Here is a 22,331-nt window from a genome sequence, read left to right on the forward strand (position 1 = left end):
TCAGGCCCGGCCGAGCAGCACTCCCGGCGACCCTCCGCCGTCAACGGCCGAGAATGGCCAGCACCGCCGCCACGATCCGGTCCACGCGTGCCTCGTCGGCCAGGGCCGCGGCCAGCCAGTCCTCCCGCGTCGCTCCTTCATGCGGCAACCGGTCCAGCACGCCACCACCCGCGCCGAACACCCGCCGGACCACCGCCGCCACCGCCGCCGGCGGGGCTTCTCCCCGCTCCAGCCGTGCCTCGATCGCCCGCAGCGCCCGGTCCGCCAGCTCCGCCAAGCGGATGTCGTCCGCCTCGGCCGGGTCCACCAGCGGCAGCGGGGCCGGCTCGGCCGAGCTGTCCGCCGGCATCGGCGCCACCGGCGGCCGCTTGTGCCCGAGCGGGCGTTCCACGTGCTCCGCGTGCCACTTCGGGCGCGTCCGCATGGCCGTCAGCACCGTCCGCACCTCGCGGTCGAGCGTGTCGCGGCCCGGCGGCGGCTCGCCCGTTACCTCGGCGCGGCGGGCCGCCCAGGCGTCCAGTGGCCACAGCCGGGCGCCCGCCGTCGACGGCACCCCCGCCCACACCAGCACCTGGACCGCCAGGTCGCACAGCCACGGGTCGCCGCCCAGCTCGCCGGCGAGCCACGCCGGGAGCCGGGGACGTTGCAGCGCCCCGGTTTCGCCGCGCCGCCGCCGGTGCGCGTCGACCGTTGCCGGGCCCAGCCGGCTCGCCAGCCAGCCGTCGAAGTTGCCGATCGGGCCGCTCGCGCGGTGCAGCGCGTGCTCCACCACGGCCTCGACGTCGTCGTGGAACCGGTCGAGGCAGTCCGGGCGCAGCCACTCGAGCCCGCGGACGCAGTCCGGGTGCCGTCGCCGCCGTTCCAGCGGCCGGGTGATCCGGGCGAACACCAGCGGCCACGCCACGGCGTAGACCGCCCCGCGCAAGCGGGCCAGCTCGCCCGGCGGCGCCGTCGAGGCCGCGACGGCGAGCCTGCCGTCGCGGGCCAGCCGGCGGACCCCGGCGACGTCGGCCGGCCCGATCGGCGCGTGCGTGGTGTCGAGCAACCCGTCCTCCCCGATGCCGTCGACGGGGAAATCGTCGATCAGCCGGGGAACGGGAAAAGGCCACGGCCGGGCCGAATCGCGGCGGAACTGGCCACGGACTGGCCACCGGCGAATCACCTGATCGGCGCAGCCGGTGCCGCCGATCGCGCGGAAGTTCGCGTGCCACAATCGAAATCCCATGGCACACGAGGACGGGTTGCTCCGCGAGCTCACCATTCTGCGCCGCGGCTGGGGAGTGGAAACCGAACGGCTCCGCGGCCGGCTCGGGCCGCTCATTTCCGGCTGGTGCGAAATCCACCGCACGGCGAACGACCGCGAAGCGCGCCGCGTGCTGCGCGAAGCGATTTCCGCCGCCATTGCGGACTTCCCCGCCGACGACCGGCTCGCGGTCAACGTCGCGCTCGGCATCGCCCCGGGCTCGCAGCACGCGCTGCTCAGCGACCGGGTCGGGCTCCTCGCGCAACGGCTGAGCGTCTCCGAACGCACGGCCCGGCGCCGGATCGACCGGTCGTTCGCCCGGCTGGCCGCCGAAATCGAGGCAGGCACCCGGCCCGGTGACGGCGTGCCCGACCCCGAGCAGGGCTGGTTCGTCAAGCGGCTCAAGGCCCTCGTGCGGCTGGACACCGCCGAGCCGCAGCTGATCGAGGAGCGGCTGATCGTGGCGACCCGGGACGGACTGAGCCGGATCTGCGCCCAGTTCACCGTGCCCCGCCTCGAAGACGGCCGCGACGGCGAGCGCGAGGTGGCCGCCGACGCGCAGTACGGCGTGCGGATCATCGGCGGGAACCGCGAAGGGCAGCGCCACTTCCGCTGGCTGCTCGACCTCCCGCGGCCCCTGGCGCGCGGCGGCACCCACACGTACTCGCTGGTGTTCCGGCTCCGGGACGGCCTGCCGATCCGGCCGTCCTACACGTTCGTGCCGCTGGTGACGTGCGAATCGTTCGCCGTGCGGGTCCGCTTCGACCCGTGCCGTCCGCCGCGGGTGGTGTGGCGGCTCGACCGGGTGCCGCCGTCGGTGCTGGCCGACCCGCCCCAGCCGGGCGAGCCGCTGCCGCTCGACGGCGCCGGCGAGGTCGCCCAGGAGTTCGCCGCCCCGCAGCTGGGTTACGCCTACGGCCTCCGGTGGCTCCCGCAAGATATTCCTTGACTCGAATATTCTCATCGGTGAATGCTTCGGGCCGTGGACGGGATCGCGGCAGCACTGGGCGACGCGGCGCGCTGGCGCCTCGTCGAGCTGCTCGCCGAGCGTCCGCGGTCGGTGGGCGAGCTGGCCGAGCTGACCGGCCTGCGCCAGCCCCAGACCACCAAGCACCTCCAGACGCTGGCCCGCGCCGGGCTCGTCACCGCCTTCCCGCTCGGGCAGCGTCGCGTCCACGCCCTCGAAGCCGGGCCGCTGGCAGCGTTCGCGCACCGGCTGGGCGAGCTGGCCAAGGCGACCGAAGCGCACGAAGGCGAGCGGGACGTCGTCGCGCGCTACCGCGCGGCCATCGAGGCGGAGACCGCGATCGCCGGCCGCGGCCGCCGGGCGGACGGACGCACGTTCGCCTTCGAGCGCGTGCTGGCCGCGCCCCGGGAAGTGGTCTGGCGGCACTGGACCGACCCGGACCTGCTGGCGTCGTGGTGGGTTCCGCCGTCGATGACGATCACCGCCTGCCTGCTCGAACCGCACGCGGGCGGCCGCGCGGTGCTGGCCTACCGCGACGCCGGCGGCGCATACCGTTCGGAAGGGCGCGTCCGGCACGCGCAGGAGCCCGGCCGTCTCGGCTTCGACCTGGCGGTGAAGGGAAAGGCGTCCTTCACCGCGCACTACGACCTGGAGCTGACGACGGTGCCGGACGGCACCCGGCTGCGGCTCGGCCTGCGCGTCACCGCGACGACCGTCGAGGCCGTCCCGGCCGTCGCCGGCATCGAGACCGGCTGGGGCCAGGTGCTCGACCACCTCACCGCCGTCCTCACCCGACGAAAGGGCTGACCACCATGACCGAGCCGAGCGGCCGCGCGGTGACCGCGAACCTGAGCCTCACCCTCGACGGGCGCTACCACGGACCCGGCGGCCCCGCCGACATGGGCGCGATCGTCTCGTACGCGACGACCGACGTCGCGCGGCGCCACCTGACGCGGATCTGGGAGAACGCGACGACGGCGGTGCTCGGCCGCCGCAACGCCGAAGGCTTCCTCGGCTTCTGGCCGGCCGTCGCCGCCGACGAGACCGCCGATCCCCGCGACCGCGGCTACGCGAAATGGCTGGTGGACACGGAAAAGGTGGTCTTCTCGACGACGCTGACCGAAGCGCCGTGGGAGCGCACCCGGATCGTGAACGCCCCGGCCGCGGACGTCGTCACGCAGCTGAGGACCACCGGATCGGGGGAAATCCTGGTCAACAGCAGCCCGAGCGTCATCCAGCCGCTGCTGGCGGCGGACCTGCTGGACCGGCTGTACCTGATGGTCTGCCCGGAGATCGCGGGCGGCGGCGCGCGGCTGTTCGAGGACGGCCTGCCCGCGTCGCGGTGGCGGCTGGCGCACCACGAAGCGGGGGAGCAAGGCGAACTGGCGATGGTGTACGACCGGGTGCGCTGACGTCCACAATGGACGCTGGAAAACTCAGTCCCCGCTGGGAATGCGTGGTTCACCGGTGAGCACGTATTCGCCACCACAGGTCTCGGCGAGCGACGGGCCGAACAGCTCCGCCGGCGTGAATGTGCCGGGACGGCCTTGACCGGTCAGCAGCCGGTGGGCGACTTCGGCCGCGACCGTGGCGGTGAAGGCGCTCGCGTCGGTCAGCCGTAGCCAGCCCTCCCGGTGTGTGCCGTCCGCCCACGCCACGCGCGCGTGCGCCCAGGAGTGCTCACGTGGCTTCGGGCGGTCAGGCGTCTTGACCGCCGCCAGGCGCCGGGCCAGGAACCGCCGCAGCGGTCCGATGTGCAGCAGCGTCAGCCCGGCCGGCAGGACCAGGCGCAGCAGCGCGCCGGAGGGCACTTCGCCGGAGGCGGCGTCGACGAACCGGGCTCGTGCCGCGCGTTCGGCGGCGAGCAGCTCGCCCAGTGGCATCAGCGCGCTGGTCACCTGGTCGCCGTCAGGGGTGGTCAGCCGCAACGGCTCGCCGGCGACCGGCGCGGCGGCCAGGCGCCCGCGGGCGATCCGCCGTCCTTGGAACCGCCCGCCGCCCGGCACGCCCGGCAGGCCTTCGACGAGCGTGGCGGCGAGCGCCTCGCCGACCACGCCGGCGGTGCCGGCGAGCGACGGGATCATGTCGACGCGCACCCGCTCGGCCGGCGGACGATCCCCGGCGAGCCAGGTGACGACGCTTTCCGTGGCGGTCACGCCGAAGCCCGCGCCCGCGACCAGCGTGTGTCCGCAGCGTCGGGCGGCTTCGTCGCGTTCTCGCAGCTGGAGCAGCGTCGCGACGTCGTTGGCGAGATCGACGTAGTCGCCCGACTCGAGGACGGCGTCGGCGATCACGGCGGCGGTCTGCTGGAACGGGCCCACGGTGTTGACCACGACCGCGGGCCGCTCGCGCCGGATGGCGGCGGCCATCTCGGCGGGCGACCCCGCGACGACGGACCGGGCCCGCACGGCGCGCGCGGCGGTCTCGAGCCTGCCGGCGTCGCGCCCGACGAGCGTGAGCGGCGCTTCGCGGGCGGCCAGTTCCGCGGCGATCGCGCGTCCCGTCCGTCCGGTCCCGCCGAGCAGCCACACCTCGGGTGGCCGGTGATCCGACATGGCTTTCCCTCCGTCGTAGTTGATGACATACCGTGTCATCGCGGGCCACGCTACATGACACGTCGTGTCATCGTCTAGGGTGAGCAGATGGGCCGATGGGATCCGGACGCGCGGGGCCGGCTGGAACGGGCGGCGCTGGAGTTGTTCGCCGAGCAGGGCTTCGCGGACACGACGGTGCCCCAGATCACCGAGCGCGCGGGGCTGACTACCCGGACGTTCTTCCGGTACTTCGCGGACAAGCGCGAGGTGCTGTTCTCCGGCGAAGAAGAACTGCGCGAGCGGTTCATCGAGATCATCCGGACCGCACCCGCGGACCTGACCCCGGTGCAGCTGATCCGCCACGGCCTGGAAGCGGCGGCGGAGACGATCTTCCAGCCGTTGCTGGAGTATCTCCGCACGTGGCGGGCGATCGTCGGGAGTGACGGCGCGTTGCGCGAACGCGCGCTGCGGAAGCAGGAACTCACGATCGAGGCCGTGCTGACCGTGCTGCGGGAGCGGGGAACGGACGAGCCGGCGGCCGAAATGATCGCGAAGCTGTCGAACCTGGTGCTGCAGACGGCGGTCGGCCGCTGGGTGGCGCAGCCGGTGGCGGAGCGTCCGCTGGTGGCGTTCGTCGAGGAAGTCTTCGAGCAGCTGCGCTCGACGGTCGCGGGTGAGCCGGTCCACCGGTGACGGGAACCGACTGTCCGGTTCGGACGGTGCGAGGACGCCCTGTTGCGCGGCGCCGGATCGGGGTGGGGCGGGCGGGGCTCGAACCCGCGGCCAAGGGATTATGAGTCCCCTGCTCTAACCAACTGAGCTACCGCCCCCTGGCCTCGGCGCAGGCGGCACGAGGATTTGCGTGTGCACAGAAGACTCAGTTCGCTTCAAGTTATCACAGCGGCCATCCGGGGAGACCCGGTAGGCCAAACAGGTTGAAGTGGCCGCCGGCCGGGGCAGGCTCGTCTAGGTTGCAAGGGCGTCACCGCTGACCGCGACGGCGGGAGGGGAAGCGATGGTCCCGCGAGCGACCCCGCCGGCCCCCCGCGCGATCCGGCTGGCGCTGTTGGACGCACTGACCGCCGGGGCGGGCCTGGGCTACCTGGCGCACCAGTACCGGGAGGCGCTCGTGGCGAACCTCGCGCCCATCGGCCTCGGCCTGCTGCTGACACTGGCGCTGGGATACGTGCTCCGATCGGCAATCCGGGCCCTGCACCACGCAAACCGGCGCGTGGACGCGATTCTGGCCGAGGAACTGCGCAAACCCTCGCCCCGGCCCCGGTGAACCCGCGGACTGCCGCTCAGCTCCCGCCACCGGCCGGCGAGGCAGCAGTTGTCGGATCGGCGGTGGTGGCAGGGGTCGTCCACGTCGACATCGGCGGAGCCGTAGTGGTGGGTGCGGGAACCACGATCGAGGTGGTCGGCGGTGCCGCCGGGGCGCCGTAGGTGAACCAGACCTGCCCGAACGCCTTCGGCGAGGTCTCTGTGAACATCGCCCGCACCTGGAACGTGGTCGCGGTGTACGAAGCGAGCACCGTGTTGAGCATGAACCCGTTGTACGCGGCGGGCGTGTTCGCCGACACGACCACAGTCTCCGGACCGTGCCGAGGCCGTGCGTCACCGTGCAGAAGCCGCCGGCGCCGGTGACGGCCCGACGGCCGCCGAGGCGTCGGCGAACACCACCGCGCCTCCGGTGATCACCAAGGCGCCGGCCGACGCGGCCCGTGCGGTTCGTGCGTGTGTTCCCATGACGATCCCTCCCTTCGCGACAACGCACGCGCAGCCGCTCCGCGGGCCTGCCGCTTTGTACGTCCTCTGTACGCGCCCCATGCACCCTCCCGGCCATGAGACTCGCAACCACGCTCCTGGCCGGCGCACTGGCCGCCGCGGCGTTTTCCGGGGTTGCCGCGCAGGCTCTTCCCGCCTGCCCGGTGATCGTCAGCCACGGTGGCTATCCCACCGGGCCCGACCCGTGGGAGCGCGACCAGCTGCGCGCTCCCAACAATTTCAAGGCCGTCGACAGCCTGATCGCCCAGGGCTCCGGTGGCTTCGAAGCCGACGTGCAGCTGACCAAGGTCGCCGCCGGCAGTGACGGCTCCGTCAGCGGCAAGGCCGTCATGTGGCACAACACCTCGACGAACGGGCTCGACGGCGTCAAGAAGAACATCACCGACGTCTACTGGTCCTCCGGCAGCGACAAGCTCCAGGGCCGGACGCTGCAGCGGGGCCCGTACCGGGGCGAGGGCGTCTACTCGCTGCGGCAGTGGCTCGACCACGTCGGATCCCGAGGCGCGTACGCCGAACTCGAGATCAAGCCGGAGACGAAGGTGTTCCTGATCAACGGTTCCGCCTCGGTGAAGGCGAAGGCGTGGAGCGAGATCACCGACCCGGTCCGTGAGCGCTACCGGACCCAGGCGATCACCGTGTACTCGCACGACCCGGACATCGCCGCGGCGCTGAAGTCCCGCGTGGCGGCCGGCGCCTTCCCGGCCGTGCTCGGCGGCGGACCGTCGTGGCCCGACACCGTCAAGTGGGAAGAGCCGCCGCCGTCGTGGAGCGGCAACGCGGCTAGCTGGCAGGCGAACCTCGCCACGGCGCCGAAGCGGGTCGCCACCAGCTGGACGGCCGACTACAAGAAGTGGCTGGCCGGCCGCTGCGCCTGAGCGTCCCTCAGGCGACGCGGTACCAGCCGTTCGTGATCGGCCCGGCGGTGCTCAGCTCCCGTGGTTCCAGCCGGATCCGCGTCCCGCCCGGGTGGTCGAACAGCCGGACGCCGTCGCCGAGCAGGACCGGCGCGACGTGCACCAGCACTTCGTCCAGCAGCCCCGCCTCCAGGCACCGCCGGGCCGTCGTGGCGCCCAGCACCGCGACGTACCCGTCGCCGGCCGCCGCGGCCGCTGCCGCGGCGGCCTCGCCGAGGTCGCCGAGCAGGATGAAGCCGTCCGACGGTGCCGCGTCGCGGGTCACCACGAAGACCGGGCCGGTCCAGCGGCCGCCGTAGACGCGGCCTTCCGCGGTCGTCGCCGGAGCGTACGTGCGGTGTCCCATGAGCACCGCCCCGATCTCGCCGAGCACCCGCTCGACGACCGGGTTCGGCCCGGGGCGCAGGCCGGAAAGCCAGGTCATGTCGTCGCCGGGCGCCGCGACGAAGCCGTCGAGGGACATCGTGATGTGGTACAGGAACTTGGCCATGGGTGCCGCCTTTCGGTCCGGGTCACCTCGTACCGACGGCGGCGGCGCGGAAACTCATCGGTCAGGCCGGGACGAGTTCCGCGGCGGCGTACCGGCGGGCCAGTGCCGCGCACACGATCAGCTGAATCTGGTGGAACAGCATCAGCGGCAGGACGATCAGCCCGACCTGCGCGTGCCCGAACAGGACCGTGGCCATCGGCAGGCCGCTGGCCAGGCTCTTCTTCGACCCGCAGAACACGATCGTGATCCGGTCGGCGCGGGCGAAGCCGAGCAGGCGCGCGGCCCACCCGGTCGCACCCAGCACCGCCGCCAGCAGCACGCCGCACACCACGAGCAGCACCAGCAGGTGGCCGGCGTCGAGCCGGTGCCAGATCCCCTCGGTCATGCCCGCGCTGAACGCCGTGTAGACGACCAGCAGGATCGACCCGCGGTCGAACAGCTTCAGCGGCGCCGAGTTCCGCGTGATCCAGTCCCCGATCCAGCGCCGCGCCAGCTGTCCCGCGACGAACGGCGCCAGCAGCTGCAGCACGATCCCGAGCACCGCCGAACCGTCGACACCGGCGCCGTCCCCGGCCAGCAGCAGCGCCACCAGCAGCGGGGTGAGCACGATCCCGGCCAGGTTGGACAGCGACGCGCTGCAGATCGCGGCCGCGACGTTGCCGCGCGCGATCGAGGTGAACGCGATGGACGACTGCACGGTCGAGGGCAGCACGGCGAGGAACAGCACGCCGGCGGCGAGCTGCGCGGGCAGCGCCGACGCGGGCAGCAGGAGCACGGCCAGGCCGAGCAGCGGGAACAGCACGAAGGTCGCGGCCAGCACGACCGCGTGCAGCCGCCAGTGCCGCAGCCCGTCGAGGGCTTCCTGCGTCGACAACCGGGCGCCGTAGAGGAAGAACAGCAGCCCGACGGCGACCGTGGTGGCGGTGCCGAACGCCCCGGCCACGGCGCCCGAAGCGGGCAGCAGGGTGGCGACGCCGACGGTGGCGAGGATGGCGGCGACGAACGGGTCGAGAAAACGGGACATGGATCTCCTTCCACGGAAATTCTCGCCACCGCGACGCTCATTGTGAACCCCGATGACCGGACTGACTGTTATCGCCATTCGCGATAGGCTGGGTGCGTGCTGGACCCCCGCCTGTGCCGTTCCTTCCTCGCCGTCGCCGAGACGCGCAGCTTCACCGCGGCCGCGCGCCGGCTGGGTGTCGGGCAGCCGACCGTCAGCCAGCACGTCCGCCGCCTGGAGCGCGACTCCGGTGGGCTGCTCTTCGCCCGTGACACCCACACCGTCGAGCTCACCGCGCGCGGGCAGGCGATGCTGGGCTTCGCCCAGACCATTGTGGACACCGAAGAACGCGCGGAGCGCCATTTCCGCGGCGCCGAGCTGCGCGGCCGCGTGCGCTTCGGCGTCTCGGAGGACTTCGCGCTCGGCGAGCTGCCGGAGATCCTGCGCCGGCTGCGCCGCAGCCACCCGCTGGTGGACGTCGAGCTGACCGTCGAGCTGTCGGACGTCCTCACCCAGCGGCTGCGGGCCGGCCGGCTGGACCTGGTGCTGGGGAAGCGCCGCCCGGGCGCGCACCACGGCCGGCTGCTCTGGCGCGAGCCGCTGGTCTGGATCGGCTCGGCGGCCACCGTGCTGGAGCCGGGGCAGCCGGTGCCGCTGGTGCAGTACCCGATGCCGTCGATCACGCGGCAGCTCGCCGTCGAGGTCCTCGAACGCGCCGGTCTGGAGTGGCGGGCCGCGTGCCAGACGTCGAGCCTCACCGGCCTGCGCGCCGCCGCGGCGGCCGGGCTGGGCGTCACGCTGCACGCGCGGAGCCTGGTGCCCGCCGACCTCGTCCCGCTCGACGGCCTGCCCGAGCCGGGCGACATCGAGTTCATGCTGCTCGCCCGCGAGTCGACGGAAGGACCGGCGGCCGCGCTGGAGGAGTTCGTCCTGGAGTACGTCCGGCGCTAGTCGGCTTCGCCGGTCAGGAGTCTTCGCAGGCGGCCGAGCGCGCGGTGCTGGGCGACGCGGACGGCGCCGGGCGTGGACCCGACCGCCGCGGCCGTCTCCTCGGCGGACAGCCCGACGACCACCCGCAGCACGACGATCTCGCGCTGTTTCGGCGGCAGCACGTCCAGCAGCCGGGACAGCCGTTCGGTCAGCTCGGACCGCAGCGTCCGCTGCTCCGGCCCGTCGGCCTCGGAGACGCCGTCGGGCAGCTCGGCCACCGGGTCGGTGCGGTTGCGGGCCGCGGCGCGGTGCGCGTCGGCGACCTTGTGCTGGGCGATGCCGTAGACGAACGCGAGGAACGGGCGGCCCTGGTCGCGGTAGGACGGCAGCGCGGTCAGCACGGCCAGGCAGACCTCCTGCGCGACGTCGTCGGCCGAGGCGAACGACCGCTCGTACCGTCCGACGCGGGCCCGGCAGTAGCGCACCACCAGCGGGCGGATGGTCGCCAGCAGCCGGGCGGTCGCCGCGACGTCGCCCGCGATCGCGTCCGCGACCGGCTCGTCGTGCCGCCGCCAGTGCGCGGGGAACGCCTCGCGGGGCTGCGCCGCGGCGATCTCGCGGACGAGCGCACGGCCGCGCACGCGCAGCAGCGTGCCTTCCACGTCGAGGCCGACGCGCAGCGAGTCGTGCAGCGCGGCGTTGGACTCGCGCAGCAGCTCGGTGATCGCCCGATCCCCGTACTCGGTTGCCGGCATGGTGCTCACCCTTCCGTGTCCTGCTGGTCGCCGGGCGGTGCGGCCCGGTGGCGCCTGAGGCGTTCCCGCACGTGGCGGAGGTTGGAGCGGACGGTCGCGGGCGGGATCCGCAGTGCCCGCGCGATCTGGGTGGGCGTGAACCCGTCGAGGGACCACGCCAGCACCATCCGCTGCTGGCCGGGCAGGGAGGCGAGCAGGCCGAGCAGGTCGGCGTGCTGCTCGACCAGGGCGGCCAGCTTCTCGTCGTCGCGCGGATCACCCGCCAGGCTCCAGTCCGCGCGCGCGTCACCCGCCGTGTCGAGCAGCCGCCCGGCGACCCGGCGGACCCAGGCGCGCGGGTCATCGAGCGCCGGCCACGCCTCCAGCGCGTGCAGCATCGCCTCGGCGGCGGCGTCGCGGGCCGTCTCGACCTCGAACCCGGCCTTGCAGAGGAACGCCACGAGCGGGGGGAACTCGGCGCGGAAGAACGCGTCGAAGCCGTCGTCACCGCACACGGACCCTCACCACCCCTCGCCTCCGAAGAACAAGTGCGCTGGGGTGACCGCCACGTGTAACGATCCGGTCAAGACTGCCCGGGAGGAGTAATGCGCTGCACCGGACCGGTGACGGGATGTGACGAATGGGCGCGGGCAAGCCGGGTACCCGGATTCGATGACCCAGCGAGACACGGTCCGGCGCCTGCTCGAAGCGGCCGGCCGGACCTACGCCGAGGAAGCCGGGATCAGGCTCGCCGACAAGCCGGCGCCGCTGTACCGGCTGCTGGTGCTGTCGGTGCTGCTCTCGACCCGGATCAAGGCGGCCATCGCGGTCGCCGCGGCCCGCGAGCTGCAGGCGGCGGGGATGGGCACGGCCGGGGCGATGGCGGAGGCGCCGTGGCGGCGGCGCGTGGACGCGCTCGGCCGCGCGCACTACAAGCGCTACGACGAGCAGACGGCCACAGCGCTCGGCGAAGGTGCCCGGCTCGTCCTGGACGGCTACCGCGGCGACCTGAGACGGCTGCGCGAGGCCGCGAACGGCGAATTCCGGACACTGGCGCGGCTGCTCGGGAAAGTGCCGCGGCTGGGTCCGGTCGGGGCCGGCATCTTCGCCAGGGAGGTGCAGCTGGTGTGGCCGGAGTTTCGGCCCCACCTCGACCGGAAAGCCTTGCAGGGCGCGGAAAAGCTGGGTCTGCCCGCTCAGCCGGACCGGCTCGCGAAGCTGGCCGGGCCGGACCGCGTGGCGCACCTGGCCGCGGCGCTCGTCCGGGTCACGCTGGAGCGCGGTCTCGCCGATCGGGTGACGTGATCGACATCGAGATCCCGGGAAGAGAGGCGTACTCTCATGTGTTGCAGTCTTGGTTGCCCGGAGGGTGAGCCGGGGACCGAAGCCAAAACCCCTTGACCGCCGCGGTCGCGTTCGCGCGTCCACCGGGATCAAGTCGGTTGACTCGCCGTGACAATGGGAATGAGAAAAGACAGAGGGAGGTGAACGAAGGAAATGGAAGCCACGATGACGGGCTGGGCGGAACTCGCGGCCTGCAAGGACGAGGACCCGGAACTGTTCTTCCCGATCTCCGAGGTCGGCCCCGGCGCCCGCCAGACGGCGCAGGCGAAGGCCGTGTGCGCGCGCTGCCCGGTGCGCGCCGAATGCCTCGGCTACGCGCTCGACAACGGCCTCGACCACGGCGTTTTCGGCGGCACCACCGCGGACGAACGGCGCCGGCTGGCGCGGACGGCCCCGCAGCGGCACCGAGCTGCCTGACTCGCCGCCCGGTGACCTCTCCCCGGCGGCCTCGAGCCAAAACACGGAAACCGGAAGAATTTCGAATCCGGCCTGACGTGTGCGCCCGGGCGGGTGATTCCCCGTGAATCACCTGCCCGGGCTTTTTTCACCGTGCGCCGGTATTCCCGGCGTGCTCAATCGCCGGGCCAGGTCTCCGGCAGATCCCACGCCGCGGCGGAGGCGGATTCGAACGCGGCCATCGCCGTGACCAGCCCGTCTTCGACGGTGAGCAGGCTCACCCCGAACCACCGGTACGCGTCTTCGCCGGGGCGTCGCAGGTAGGTCGCGACCGCGGGCTGGCGGTTGGCGCGTGTCGCACGCATCCGGAACCGCCCGACGCAGTGCGGCGACCCGGGATCCAGGGACAGCGCGAGTGCCGCCACGATGGCGTCACGGCTGCCGAACCACAAGGTGTAGGGCGGCATGACGGCTTGGGCGTCTTCGTGGAGCAGCCGCGCGACGGCTCGGTGGTCACCCGCCTCGTAGGCGGCGACGAATCGCTTGAGCAGCGCGGCTTCCTCGGCGGTCGGGTCGCCCACTGTCCACTCGGTACGGTGCGCGGGCAGTCGTTCACGCAGGGTCGCGCGGGCCCGCTGGAGCGCACTGTTCGCCGACGCGACGCTCGTCTCGAGCAGGCCCGCGGTGTCCTTGGCGGACCACCCCAGCACGTCCCGCAGCACGAGCGCGGCCCGCTGCCGCGGCGGCAGGTACTGGAGGGCGGCGAGGTAGGCGAGTTCGATGGTTTCGCGCTCGACGACGGCCGCGTCGGGCCCGGGAACGTCGAGCAGCCGGTCCGGGTACGGCTCGAGCCACGGCAGATCGGCGGCTTCCAGCGGCCCGGCGGGCTGCCCGGACGGCCCGAGCTGATCGGGCAGCACCCGCCGCGGCCGCCGGGCGAGCACGTCGAGGCAGGCGTTGGTGGCGATCCGGTACAGCCACGTCCGCACACCGGCGCGGCCTTCGAAGCGGTCGCGGGCCTTCCACGCGCGGAGAAAGGTTTCCTGGGTGAGGTCTTCGGCCTCGGTGAGCGAGCCCAGCATGCGGTAGCAGTGCACCTGGATTTCCCGCCGGTGCCGCTCGACCAGCGCTTCGAAGTCCGGTATGTGCCCCACCCGGGCACGCTAGCGCACGCGGGAACGCGAGCCCGGGAGCCTCCCCGGCCCGGCGCCTGGGAGACTGCTGCCGTGAGTGGAACCGTGCTGGTGCTCGGCGGACGCAGTGAGATCGGGCTGGCCGTGGCGAAACGCCTCGTCAGCGACACGACCCGGCGGTTCGTGCTGGCCGCGCGGCCGGGCGCCGACCTCGGTGCCGCCGTCACCACGCTTCGCGAAGCCGGTGCCGAAACCGTCGAAACCGCCGATTTCGACGCCGACGACCTCGCCTCGCACGGCCCTTTCCTCGACCGGATCGCCGCCGCCCACGGGCCGCTCGACGTCGTCGTCCTCGCCTTCGGCATCCTCGGCGACCAGGGCCGGGCCGAGCGGGACGCCGCCCACGCCGCCGCCATCGTGCACACCGACTACGTCGCCCAGGTCGGCGTCCTGACCCACGCCGCGAACCTGCTGCGCGCCCAGGGGCACGGCAGCCTGGTCGTCTTCTCCTCCGTCGCCGGCGTCCGCGTGCGCCGCGCCAACTACGTCTACGGCTCCGCCAAGGCCGGTCTCGACGGCTTCGCGAGCGGCCTCGCCGACGCATTGCACGGCACCGGTGTCCACCTCCTGCTGGTCCGCCCCGGCTTCGTGATCGGGCGGATGACCGAGGGCATGACTCCCGCGCCGTTCTCGAGCACGCCGGACGAAGTGGCCGACGCGACGGTCGCCGCGCTGCGCCGCCGTCGCGGGGTCGTCTGGGTGCCCGGCGTACTCCGTCCGGTCTTCTTCGCCATGCGCCTGCTGCCGCGCGCGATCTGGCGCAAACTGCCCCGGTGACGCGGTAGCCGGAACTGCTGTGGCCGCAACCACAGCACTTGCGCGTGCGCAGTCCGGCACGGTCCGTCGCGAAACGCGCCGATCCGCTCGGCCGATCGGCTGGCGTCACAGCTTTCCGACAACTTTCTCAGCTGATTCCCAGCTAACGCGGTGATCCTCGAAGGAGGTGAACCAGAGGGAAGCAAGGGGAAGTGTCGTGCTGCTGTCGTCCCGGGGGCGTCGCATCGGCGGGCGGGTCGCGCTCGGCGTCGTGTCGGCGCTGGTGCTCGGCGCCACCGGGTACGCCTGGTCGCAGCTGAGCAAACTGGACGACGGCCTGGTGACCGCCGACGTCATCCCGCCCTCCTCGCAGGTCGGCGCCGAGGACACCGCGCCCGGCGAGCCGCTGAAGGCCGCCCAGAACATCCTGCTCGTCGGGATCGACGCGCGGACCGACGCGTACGGCAACGCGTTGCCACAGAACGTGCTCGACGCGTTGCACGCCGGAGGCGGCGAAGACGGCGGCGACACCACGGACACGATGATCGTGGTCCACATCCCGGCGGGCGGCGCGGCGGCCACCGCGATCTCCATCCCGCGTGATTCCTATGTGGACATCGCGGACGGGTTCGGCAAGCACAAGATCAACTCCGCGTACAGCCGCGGCAAGAACGCCGCGATGTCCGGGTTGCGCGCCCAGGGGCTCGCCGGCGCGCAGCTGGAGGTGGCGGCGAACGAAGCGGGTGCCCGGCTCGCGATCCGGACCGTGGAGAAGTTCACCGGGCTGACGATCAACCACTACGCGGCCATCAACCTCGCGGGCTTCGACGCGCTGTCGCAGGCCGTCGGCGGCGTCGAGGTCTGCCTCAAGGCGCCCGTGCACGACAGCTACTCCGGCGCCGACTTCCCGGCCGGGCCGCAGACGCTGTCCGGGCCGCAGGCGCTCGCGTTCGTCCGCCAGCGCCACGGCCTGGCCAACGGCGACCTCGACCGGATCGCGCGGCAGCAGGCGTTCCTGTCCGGCATGGCGAAAAAGGTGCTGAGCGCGGGTACCTTCGCCGACCCGTCGAAGCTGACGGCGCTGGTCAGCGCGGTGCAGGGCTCGGTGGTGCTGGACCGGGGCTGGGACGTGCTCAGCTTCGCGCAGCAGCTGCGGGGGATGAGCTCGGGCGCGATCGCGTTCGCCACGATCCCGGTGCAGAGCCTGTCGCTGCCGACGCCGTCCGACGGTGACGCGGTGAAGGTCGACCCGGCGCAGGTCCAGCAGTTCGTCCGCACGGCGATCAGCATGCCGGCGGTGCGGGCCTCGGGCAACGACACCACCGGCGGCGTGAAGCCGGTCGCGGCGACCGCGACGCCGACACCCGCCTCGGCCCCGGCCTCGCCGACGCAACAGCCGGCGACCACCACGGCCGCCGGCTGCGTCAACTAGCGATTCACACGAACGCGGACTGTCCCGTGATCGCCTTGCCGACGATCAGCGTGTTCATCTCGCGCGTGCCCTCGAAGGAGTAGATCGCCTCGGCGTCGGCGAAGAACCGCGCGACGTCGTAGCCGAGCACGATCCCGTTGCCACCGAAGATCTCCCGGCTCCAGGCGACGACCTCGCGCATCCGCGATGTGACGAACGCCTTGGCCAGCGACGAGTGCTCGTCCTTGAAGATCCCCGCGTCCTGCAGCCGGGCCAGCTGCACCAGCATGCCCCACGACGCGGTGATGTTGCCGAGGCTCTTCACGAGCAGGTCCTGCACCAGCTGGAACTTCGCGATCGGCCGCCCGAACTGCGTGCGCTCCTGCGCGTAGGCCAGCGCGGCTTCGTAGGCGCCGATCATGACGCCCAGCGCCTGCCACGCGACGCCGCCGCGGGTGGCGCGCAGGATCTCGGCGACGTCCCGGAAGGAGTTGATGCCCTGCAGCCGGTTCGCCTCCGGCACCCGGACCTCGGTCAGGGTGATCTCGGCGTTCTCGACGATCCGGAACGCGGTCTTGCCCTGGATCTTCTCGGGCACGAAACCCGGCGTGCCCTTCTCGACGACGAACCCCTTGACGTGGTTGTCGCCGAGGTCACGAGCCCACACCACGACGTAGTCGGCGAAGGTCGCGTTGCCGATCCACTTCTTGGCGCCGTTGAGGACCCACGTGTCGCCGTGACGCTCCGCGGTGGTCCGCATGCCACCCGCGACGTCCGAGCCACCCAGGGGCTCGGTCATCGCGAACGCGCCGATCTTGTCCATCGCGGCCAGCTCGGGAAGCCAGCGGTCACGCTGCTCCCGGCTGCCGCCGCTGTAGATCGAGTACATCGCGAGTCCGTTGTGGACACCGAAGAACGTCGCGACGGACGCGTCGGTGCGGCTCATCTCCATCGCCATCATGCCCGACAGCAGGTGGCTGACGGCGGGCTTGTGCTCGCCGTAGCCCTCGTAGGGCAGGCCGGCGAGACCGGAACCGCGGAACATGCCGATCAGTTCCTTCGGGAACGTCCCGGCTTCCCAGTTCTCGTTCACCAGCGGCTTGACGTCGCGGGTCATGAACTCGCGCGCCTTGACCAGCAGCTTGCGCTCGTCGTCGGGCAGCAGCGCCTCGAAACCGTAGAAGTCGGCGGTGAGCTTGTCGGTCAGCGGTTCCATCTCAGTCCTCCTCCAATGCGGCCAGGACGGCCAGTTGCTTGCGGTCGCGCGTCTCGGCCAGTTCCGAGTACGTGGCGGAGCCGTAAGCCTTTTCGACGGCTTCGATGAGTCGTTCCTGCTCTTCGGGGCTCTGGCTCGGATTGCCCAGCCCGGCCCACATCCGCTTCATGGACTTGCCGATGTGCTCGGCCATGTGGCGGTAGCCGCCGGGGCCGCCGCCCAGATGCGACCCGAGGAACGGCCCGACCGTGGCCCACCGGATGCCGAGCGAACTCGTCAGGATGGTGTCCAGCTCGGCCGGTGTCACCACGCCCTGCTCCACCAGGTAGATCGCTTCGCGGTTCAGGGCGTTCTGCAGCCGGTTGCCGACGAACCCGGGCATCTCCTTGCGTTCCACGACCGGCGTCCGGCCGAGGGAGGTGTAGAAGTCCACAGCGGACTGAACGCTTTCTTCGGCGGTGCGCTCGCCGGGGACGACCTCGACCAGCGGGATCAGGTGCGGCGGGTTGAACGGGTGTCCGATGAGGACCCGGCTGCCGTCGATCTCGCCGGTGAAGGCGGTCGAGGGGATGGCGCTCGACGAGCTCAGCAGCAGGGCGTGCTCCGGGGCCTGCTCGACGAGCTGCTTGAAGAGGTCCTTCTTGAACTCGACGTTCTCGGGCCCGTTCTCCTGCACGACATCCGCGTCCCGCACGGCTTCGCTGACGTCGGCGGCGATGTGCACGCGGCCGGCCAGCTCCCCGGCGGTGGTGCCGAGGTGCGGGGCGAAGGTCTTCAGTGCTTCGTCGACGGCGTCGGCGAGGTCCGGGCGCGGGTCGGTGACCCGCACGGTCAGGCCGTGCCGGGCGAACAGCGCCGTCCAGGACAGGCCGATCGTGCCGGCGCCGATCACCGCCGCGGTGCGGAACGTCATGACCGCGCTCCCTTCAGGTAGTCGAAGACCGGCTTGACCGGGGCGAGCGTCAGGTCGGTGCGGATGTGGCTCGCGGAGACGACCTCCAGCACCGGCAGGTCCGCCAAGGGGGCCAGGACGTGCTGGAACAGCTGCAGCCGCGCGGGGCCCGTGTAGGCCTCCTTGACGACGACGTCGGTGATCTCGGTGCGGACCAGCTCCTGCACCCGCGGCGTGCCGTCGTAGCCGGGAATCGTCTTGAGCATGAACGTCGGGACGGTGATCTGCCGTTCCGCTTCCCGCGCGTCCAGCTCGTGGTGCTTGTAGCCCATGGTCGCGGTCGCGACCCGGAGCGTGCCGTAGTCCAGGGTGCCCACCAGGACGCCGTTGTCGACATACAGACTCGGCGATCCGGCCGCCTTCGGGTACGCGCTGATTTCGCGCCCGGAAGCCGTCGCCGGGAAGTTGTCGAGGTACATCGCGTGCAGGTACTCGCCGCGCTCGCCGTCGAAGCTGACCTCGATCGCCTGGCCGGACTCGGTGTAGGGACCGTAGCCGGAGACGTCGCCCATCTTCATGACTTCGAAGCGCACCAAGGGTTCGCCGACCCGCAGCGGCTCCGGGACGACCGCGCGCAGCGCGTCGGCGTCGGTGCGGTAGACGATGTTCAGGTACTCGCGGTCGGTGAACCTCGGCACCACCGGCGCGAACGCCGGTGCGGTCAGCGGAGTGGTCACGTGCCTGCGGACTTCGTCGATCTTCATGTCACTCACCCGTCCATCGCGGGGCGCGGCGCTCGGCGAAGGCGGTCATGCCCTCGCGGACGTCCTTGGACTGCATCAGTTTCTTGATCTCTTCGCGTTGCGCGGCCGCGGGATCCGCGGCGCGCACGACCTTCTTGACGGCGGCCAGCGCGAGCGGCGCGTTCTCCGCCAGCTTCTCGGCCAGCTGGAGCGCGACCGCGGCGGCGTCGCCGTCCGGCGTCACGCGGTTGACCAGGCCCAGCTCGCCCGCGCGGCGCCCGGTCACCGGCTCGCCGGTGAGCAGGATTTCCATCGCCAGGTGGTGCGGGATCCGCTTCGGCAGCCGGACGACGCCGCCGCCCGCGGCGATCAGGCCGCGTTTGACCTCGGGCAGGCCGAACCGCGCGGTTTCGCCGGCCACGATCAGGTCGCAGCCGAGCGCGAGTTCGAACCCGCCGCCCATCGCGAACCCTTCGACGGCGGCGATGAGGGGCTTGGCCAGCTGCGCCTCGGTCAGGCCGCCGAACCCGCGGCCCGGGATCTCCGGCGACTCGCCCTCGAGCGCCGCCTTGAGGTCCATCCCGGCGCTGAAGGTGTTGTCGGCGCCGGTGAGGACGCCCGCCCGGAGCGCGGGATCGGTTTCCAGCTCGTCCAGGGCGGCGGCCAGCCCGGCCGCGACGGCGGCGTTGACCGCGTTGCGGGCCCGCGGCCGGTCGATGGTGATCAGCAGGGTGCTGCCGATCCGTTCGGTGCGTACTTCCATCGTCGGTGCTTCTTTCAGTTCAGTTCGGCGAGGACTTCGGCGGTGTCCTGCCCGGCCACCGGGGCCAGGCGGCGGATCGACCCGGGCGTCGCGGAGAACTTCACCGGGATGCCGATCGTGCGGATCGCGCCCTCGCTGGGGTGCTCGACGGTGTCGAGCAGGTGGCCGTCGCGGACGTACGGGTCCTCGTGGGCTTTGTCGAGTTCCAGCACCGGGGCCATCGGGATGCTGTGCTTCGCGCACACCTCGGCCCATTCGGCGGTGGTCAACGCCGGCGCGCAGGCCGCGATCTGCGCGCTCAGCCACTCGTTGTCGGCACGGTCGATGGCTTCGCCGTTGACGCGCGGGTCACCGGCGAGGTCCGGGCGCCCGGCCGCCGCGAAGAAGTCGCGGAAGTTCTGCGGGTTGTACGGGATCACGCAGGCGAGGCCGTCCTTGGTGCGGACCGCGGCGTGGCCCTTCGTCATCGACAGCGCGAACCCGGTGGGACCCTCCGCCGGCTCGTAGGTGTGCCCGGCGAGGTGCTCGACCAGGTTGAACGCGATCAGCGTGTCGGTCATCGGGATCTCGACCCGCTGGCCCTGCCCGGTGCGGTCGCGGTGGACCAGCGCGGCGAGCACGCTGTAGGCGATGGTCAGCGACGACACCTTGTCGCCGATGATCGTCGGCAGGTAGACCGGCTCGCCGAGCGCGCGGTTGGCCACGTCGACCAGGCCGGAGGAGGCCTGCACGGTCTCGTCGTAGGCGGCGTGCCCGGCGCGGTCGGAGTCGCCGCGGAAGCCCTGGGCGTGGGCGTAGACCAGGCGCGGGTTGCGCTCGGCGACGTCGGCGTAGTCCAGCCCGAGGCGGCTCAGCGCGCCGGGGCGCATGTTGGTGATCAGCACGTCGGCGGTGTCGATCAGCTTGAGCGCCTGCTCGCGCTCGGCTTCGTCCTTGAGGTTCAGGGCCACGCTGCGCTTGTTGCGGTTGACGTTGAGGTTCAGCGCGGTCATGCCCGGCGTGGTGCGGTAGCTGCCCACGCGGACGGTGTCCGCGGGCGACTCGATCTTGATCACGTCGGCGCCGAGGTCGCCGAGGATCTGAGCCGCGTACGGGCCCATGACCACGGTCGAGAGGTCGATCACGCGCACGCCGTCCAGCGGCCCGGTGATGTCCGTCATCATTCGTCCTTTCGCCCCTTGTTCCTTCGTCTCCGACGTTAGGCGCGCGGGCACGGAAAGGGAATGATCATGATACGAACAATGGTATGACCACCGCGGTCATACCATTGTTTCAGGTGGTGATCGGCTCGGCGAAGATCTCTTTCGCGGCGGCGACGAGCCCGCGCAGGTCACCGTCGGCGCGGTCGTGCCGCCAGAGCAGGCCGGTGTCCAGCTGGGGGCGGAAGTCGGTGAAGGGCAGCACGATGACGTTGTCGAGCCGGTAGCCGTGCATCGGGCTCCGCTCGTCGAGCATGGAAATGGAGAACGCCTCGCCGCTGGAAATGACTTCCGATGTCCCGCCGTAGCCGGTGTTGCTCAGCCGGATGCGTTTCCGGACACCGAGTTCGTGCAATTGGTGGTCGAGCTGGTCGAAATAGGCGGGAGTGATTTCACCCGGCGGGGCGACGTAGGGGAATTCCGCCAGCTCGGCGAGCGAGACGGAGTCCCGGCCGGCGAACTGCTCGGCCGGCACGACCGCACCGAGCCGTTCGGACATCACCGGCAGCTGCGCGAGCGCGGGATCGGTGACCGGCAGCCGGGCGAGGGTGAGCGCGAGCTTGCCCTCGTGGACGCCCTGCACGAGATCGGCGGTGGTGCCGGGCCAGCGCTTGAGCTCGTACCGCGCGCCGACCCGCTCGGCGAGGGCGTTCACGCGGTCCCGCAGATCGGGGTGCACCCCGGCGGGCATGCCGAGGAAAAGGGTGCTCCGCCGCGGCGCGGTGGCCTCGGCGAGCTTCCACGGAATGGCGCCGACCCGCTCGAGAACATCCCGCGCGAGCGGCAGCAGGGCTTCCCCGGCGGGCGTGAGGGTGACGTGGTGGGTGCTGCGGTCGAACAGCTGCTGCCCGAGTTCGTGTTCGAGATCCTTGATCCGCTGTGAGAGCGGAGAAGCGGCCATGTGCAGCTTCCGGGCGGCGGCGGAGAAGTTGAGTTCCTCGGCGACCGCGACGAAGTAGCGCAGGTGCAGCATCTCCATGCCCCGACCCTACGACCCTGCCGTGGCGGCTCGCGCGGTGCGTGGTCGCCGAGGGCCGGACTCACCGGGCGCCGGCGATTTCCAGGTCTCTCCGGCCGGTTTCGGTGAATTCGGCGACGGCCGTGCGCAAGCTCTCCTTGGCTTTCTCGTACCGCGGAGCAAAACGCTGGTCGACTGCGCCTTGGTGGCCGGGTTTGCTCGCCGCCTGGATCTCGGCGGCGAGTTCGGTGAGCTCGGTGGCGGCCCGGACCACCTGGGACACCGCTTGTCCGGTGGCCTCCGGGGCGAAGAAGGCGACCTGGTGACTTCGGCCGACAAGGCGATCGAGCAGCCGGCGCCGCACCTCTGATGTCGATTCCCAGAGGGCCGCGGTCACGATCTCGTAGGCGCAGCCGATGAACTCGGGGTACAGCTTTTCCTTGTGCTCGCGGGAAAGCCTCCGGTGCTCGATCCTGCGCTCAGCCCGCTTGGGAAGTGTCGTGGCCAGCGCGGCCGTGAGGGCGGTCAGCAGGCCGGTGGCCAGGGCGAACATCCCACTACCCCACCAGGGCGTCGTCGAGTTCATGCCGCGACCATATCCGGCCGTCTCGGCCCCGGAATCCGCGAAGAGGGGAGAGATGCCCGGCTTGCGCCGGGCATCTGCTCGCTGTGGCTCAGCACCACCACCAAGCGCACCACCACCAGCCGAGGGACGCGTTCTCTGCGCCAGGAATTTGCGGCCGAGTGCACACGGCATGCGTCAGGTCGTTCACCTTCGAGCCTTGAACCTTTCTTTCGGGGTGAAGTACGCCCGGGTGATCACCGGCGAGCGCGCAACCTGACGCGCGACACTCGGG

Annotated in this window: 26 protein-coding genes and 1 tRNA gene; 11 read left to right on the forward strand and 16 right to left on the reverse strand. The window is 71.9% G+C overall.

Annotated elements, in window-relative coordinates:
- Positions 1–40 precede the first annotated feature (40 nt).
- A complete protein-coding gene (locus BT341_RS19865; RefSeq protein WP_245805036.1) occupies positions 41–1,225 on the reverse strand; it encodes a hypothetical protein in 1,185 nt (394 codons plus the stop codon).
- Between BT341_RS19865 and BT341_RS19870 the strand changes: the two genes are divergently transcribed.
- The 3 genes from BT341_RS19870 to BT341_RS19880 are packed head-to-tail and all read left to right on the forward strand — an operon-like array spanning position 1,224 to position 3,622.
- Positions 1,224–2,192, forward strand: a complete 969-nt coding sequence (locus BT341_RS19870; protein ID WP_072477722.1) for a hypothetical protein — start codon at positions 1,224–1,226, stop codon at positions 2,190–2,192. The two genes, BT341_RS19865 and BT341_RS19870, sit on opposite strands and share 2 nt — an antisense overlap.
- Before the next feature lie 33 nt (positions 2,193–2,225).
- Entirely contained in the window at positions 2,226–3,017 is a 792-nt protein-coding gene (locus tag BT341_RS19875; protein WP_072477723.1) for a metalloregulator ArsR/SmtB family transcription factor, read from the forward strand.
- 5 nt (positions 3,018–3,022) lie between these two features.
- Positions 3,023–3,622, forward strand: a complete 600-nt coding sequence (locus BT341_RS19880) for a dihydrofolate reductase family protein (RefSeq protein ID WP_072477724.1) — start codon at positions 3,023–3,025, stop codon at positions 3,620–3,622.
- 24 nt (positions 3,623–3,646) lie between these two features.
- Here the strand turns inward: BT341_RS19880 and BT341_RS19885 are convergent, their stop codons facing one another.
- Positions 3,647–4,804 carry a saccharopine dehydrogenase NADP-binding domain-containing protein gene (locus tag BT341_RS19885; protein ID WP_245805037.1) on the reverse strand — a complete coding sequence of 386 codons (1,158 nt, stop codon included), beginning with the start codon at positions 4,802–4,804 and terminating at the stop codon, positions 3,647–3,649.
- A gap of 48 nt (positions 4,805–4,852) precedes the next feature.
- Between BT341_RS19885 and BT341_RS19890 the strand changes: the two genes are divergently transcribed.
- Complete coding sequence (locus tag BT341_RS19890) at positions 4,853–5,437, forward strand: TetR family transcriptional regulator (protein WP_072477726.1); 585 nt, start codon at positions 4,853–4,855, stop codon at positions 5,435–5,437.
- Positions 5,438–5,500: 63 nt separating this feature from the next.
- On the opposite strand, the gene BT341_RS19895 is transcribed toward BT341_RS19890, so the two are convergent.
- Positions 5,501–5,574: transfer RNA gene (locus BT341_RS19895), tRNA-Ile, on the reverse strand.
- 236 nt (positions 5,575–5,810) lie between these two features.
- Here BT341_RS19895 and BT341_RS19900 point away from each other — a divergent pair.
- Positions 5,811–6,029, forward strand: coding sequence for a hypothetical protein (locus BT341_RS19900; protein ID WP_245805038.1), 219 nt, complete (start codon positions 5,811–5,813; stop codon positions 6,027–6,029).
- 16 nt (positions 6,030–6,045) lie between these two features.
- On the opposite strand, the gene BT341_RS46560 is transcribed toward BT341_RS19900, so the two are convergent.
- The gene (locus tag BT341_RS46560) at positions 6,046–6,327 is read right to left on the reverse strand and encodes a hypothetical protein (RefSeq protein ID WP_245805039.1); all 282 of its coding nucleotides are present in this window, start codon (positions 6,325–6,327) and stop codon (positions 6,046–6,048) included.
- Between the two features lie 261 nt (positions 6,328–6,588).
- Between BT341_RS46560 and BT341_RS19910 the strand changes: the two genes are divergently transcribed.
- On the forward strand, positions 6,589–7,407 hold the full coding sequence (locus BT341_RS19910; RefSeq protein WP_072477728.1) for a hypothetical protein: 819 nt from the start codon (positions 6,589–6,591) through the stop codon (positions 7,405–7,407).
- 7 nt (positions 7,408–7,414) lie between these two features.
- Here BT341_RS19910 and BT341_RS19915 read toward each other — a convergent pair whose 3' ends face one another.
- Together BT341_RS19915 and BT341_RS19920 are read right to left on the reverse strand one after the other, a co-directional pair.
- On the reverse strand, positions 7,415–7,936 hold the full coding sequence (locus BT341_RS19915) for a dihydrofolate reductase family protein (protein ID WP_072477729.1): 522 nt from the start codon (positions 7,934–7,936) through the stop codon (positions 7,415–7,417).
- A 61-nt stretch (positions 7,937–7,997) separates the two neighbouring features.
- Complete coding sequence (locus tag BT341_RS19920; RefSeq protein ID WP_072477730.1) at positions 7,998–8,960, reverse strand: bile acid:sodium symporter family protein; 963 nt, start codon at positions 8,958–8,960, stop codon at positions 7,998–8,000.
- A 96-nt stretch (positions 8,961–9,056) separates the two neighbouring features.
- On the opposite strand from BT341_RS19920, the gene BT341_RS19925 reads away from it, so the two are divergent.
- The gene (locus BT341_RS19925) at positions 9,057–9,890 is read left to right on the forward strand and encodes a LysR family transcriptional regulator (RefSeq protein WP_072477731.1); all 834 of its coding nucleotides are present in this window, start codon (positions 9,057–9,059) and stop codon (positions 9,888–9,890) included.
- On the opposite strand, the gene BT341_RS19930 is transcribed toward BT341_RS19925, so the two are convergent.
- Entirely contained in the window at positions 9,887–10,483 is a 597-nt protein-coding gene (locus BT341_RS19930) for a sigma-70 family RNA polymerase sigma factor (protein WP_072482064.1), read from the reverse strand. The genes BT341_RS19925 and BT341_RS19930 overlap by 4 nt on opposite strands.
- A gap of 146 nt (positions 10,484–10,629) precedes the next feature.
- A complete protein-coding gene (locus BT341_RS19935) occupies positions 10,630–11,118 on the reverse strand; it encodes an RNA polymerase sigma factor (RefSeq protein WP_072477732.1) in 489 nt (162 codons plus the stop codon).
- A gap of 157 nt (positions 11,119–11,275) precedes the next feature.
- Here BT341_RS19935 and BT341_RS19940 point away from each other — a divergent pair, with 157 nt between their 5' ends.
- Together BT341_RS19940 and BT341_RS19945 are read left to right on the forward strand one after the other, a co-directional pair.
- Positions 11,276–11,908, forward strand: a complete 633-nt coding sequence (locus BT341_RS19940) for an endonuclease (protein WP_072477733.1) — start codon at positions 11,276–11,278, stop codon at positions 11,906–11,908.
- A gap of 192 nt (positions 11,909–12,100) precedes the next feature.
- Positions 12,101–12,364 carry a WhiB family transcriptional regulator gene (locus tag BT341_RS19945; RefSeq protein ID WP_072477734.1) on the forward strand — a complete coding sequence of 88 codons (264 nt, stop codon included), beginning with the start codon at positions 12,101–12,103 and terminating at the stop codon, positions 12,362–12,364.
- Between the two features lie 155 nt (positions 12,365–12,519).
- Here BT341_RS19945 and BT341_RS19950 read toward each other — a convergent pair whose 3' ends face one another.
- Complete coding sequence (locus tag BT341_RS19950) at positions 12,520–13,497, reverse strand: RNA polymerase subunit sigma-70 (RefSeq protein ID WP_072477735.1); 978 nt, start codon at positions 13,495–13,497, stop codon at positions 12,520–12,522.
- Positions 13,498–13,569: 72 nt separating this feature from the next.
- Between BT341_RS19950 and dprE2 the strand changes: the two genes are divergently transcribed.
- Both dprE2 and BT341_RS19960 read left to right on the forward strand, forming a co-directional pair.
- On the forward strand, positions 13,570–14,313 hold the full coding sequence (gene dprE2, locus BT341_RS19955; protein WP_072477736.1) for a decaprenylphospho-beta-D-erythro-pentofuranosid-2-ulose 2-reductase: 744 nt from the start codon (positions 13,570–13,572) through the stop codon (positions 14,311–14,313).
- A 196-nt stretch (positions 14,314–14,509) separates the two neighbouring features.
- The gene (locus tag BT341_RS19960) at positions 14,510–15,724 is read left to right on the forward strand and encodes an LCP family protein (RefSeq protein ID WP_072477737.1); all 1,215 of its coding nucleotides are present in this window, start codon (positions 14,510–14,512) and stop codon (positions 15,722–15,724) included.
- A gap of 4 nt (positions 15,725–15,728) precedes the next feature.
- On the opposite strand, the gene BT341_RS19965 is transcribed toward BT341_RS19960, so the two are convergent.
- The 7 genes from BT341_RS19965 to BT341_RS19995 all read right to left on the reverse strand — a co-directional run bounded on the left by BT341_RS19965 (position 15,729) and on the right by BT341_RS19995 (position 22,060).
- On the reverse strand, positions 15,729–16,919 hold the full coding sequence (locus BT341_RS19965) for an acyl-CoA dehydrogenase family protein (protein ID WP_072477738.1): 1,191 nt from the start codon (positions 16,917–16,919) through the stop codon (positions 15,729–15,731).
- A gap of 1 nt (position 16,920) precedes the next feature.
- Complete coding sequence (locus BT341_RS19970) at positions 16,921–17,832, reverse strand: 3-hydroxyacyl-CoA dehydrogenase NAD-binding domain-containing protein (protein WP_072477739.1); 912 nt, start codon at positions 17,830–17,832, stop codon at positions 16,921–16,923.
- Positions 17,829–18,575: an acetoacetate decarboxylase gene (locus BT341_RS19975; protein ID WP_072477740.1), complete on the reverse strand. Its 747-nt coding sequence runs from the start codon at positions 18,573–18,575 to the stop codon at positions 17,829–17,831. Before BT341_RS19975 ends, BT341_RS19970 begins: the two co-directional genes overlap by 4 nt.
- A gap of 1 nt (position 18,576) precedes the next feature.
- The gene (locus BT341_RS19980; protein ID WP_072477741.1) at positions 18,577–19,317 is read right to left on the reverse strand and encodes a crotonase/enoyl-CoA hydratase family protein; all 741 of its coding nucleotides are present in this window, start codon (positions 19,315–19,317) and stop codon (positions 18,577–18,579) included.
- Between the two features lie 14 nt (positions 19,318–19,331).
- The gene (locus tag BT341_RS19985) at positions 19,332–20,480 is read right to left on the reverse strand and encodes a CaiB/BaiF CoA transferase family protein (RefSeq protein WP_425426393.1); all 1,149 of its coding nucleotides are present in this window, start codon (positions 20,478–20,480) and stop codon (positions 19,332–19,334) included.
- 109 nt (positions 20,481–20,589) lie between these two features.
- Positions 20,590–21,495, reverse strand: a complete 906-nt coding sequence (locus tag BT341_RS19990; protein WP_072477742.1) for a LysR family transcriptional regulator — start codon at positions 21,493–21,495, stop codon at positions 20,590–20,592.
- 61 nt (positions 21,496–21,556) lie between these two features.
- Entirely contained in the window at positions 21,557–22,060 is a 504-nt protein-coding gene (locus tag BT341_RS19995) for a hypothetical protein (RefSeq protein ID WP_072477743.1), read from the reverse strand.
- Between the last annotated feature and the right edge of the window lie 271 nt (positions 22,061–22,331).

Origin of the sequence: Amycolatopsis australiensis (assembly GCF_900119165.1) — a bacterium.
Classification (GTDB): Bacteria; Actinomycetota; Actinomycetes; order Mycobacteriales; family Pseudonocardiaceae; genus Amycolatopsis; species Amycolatopsis australiensis.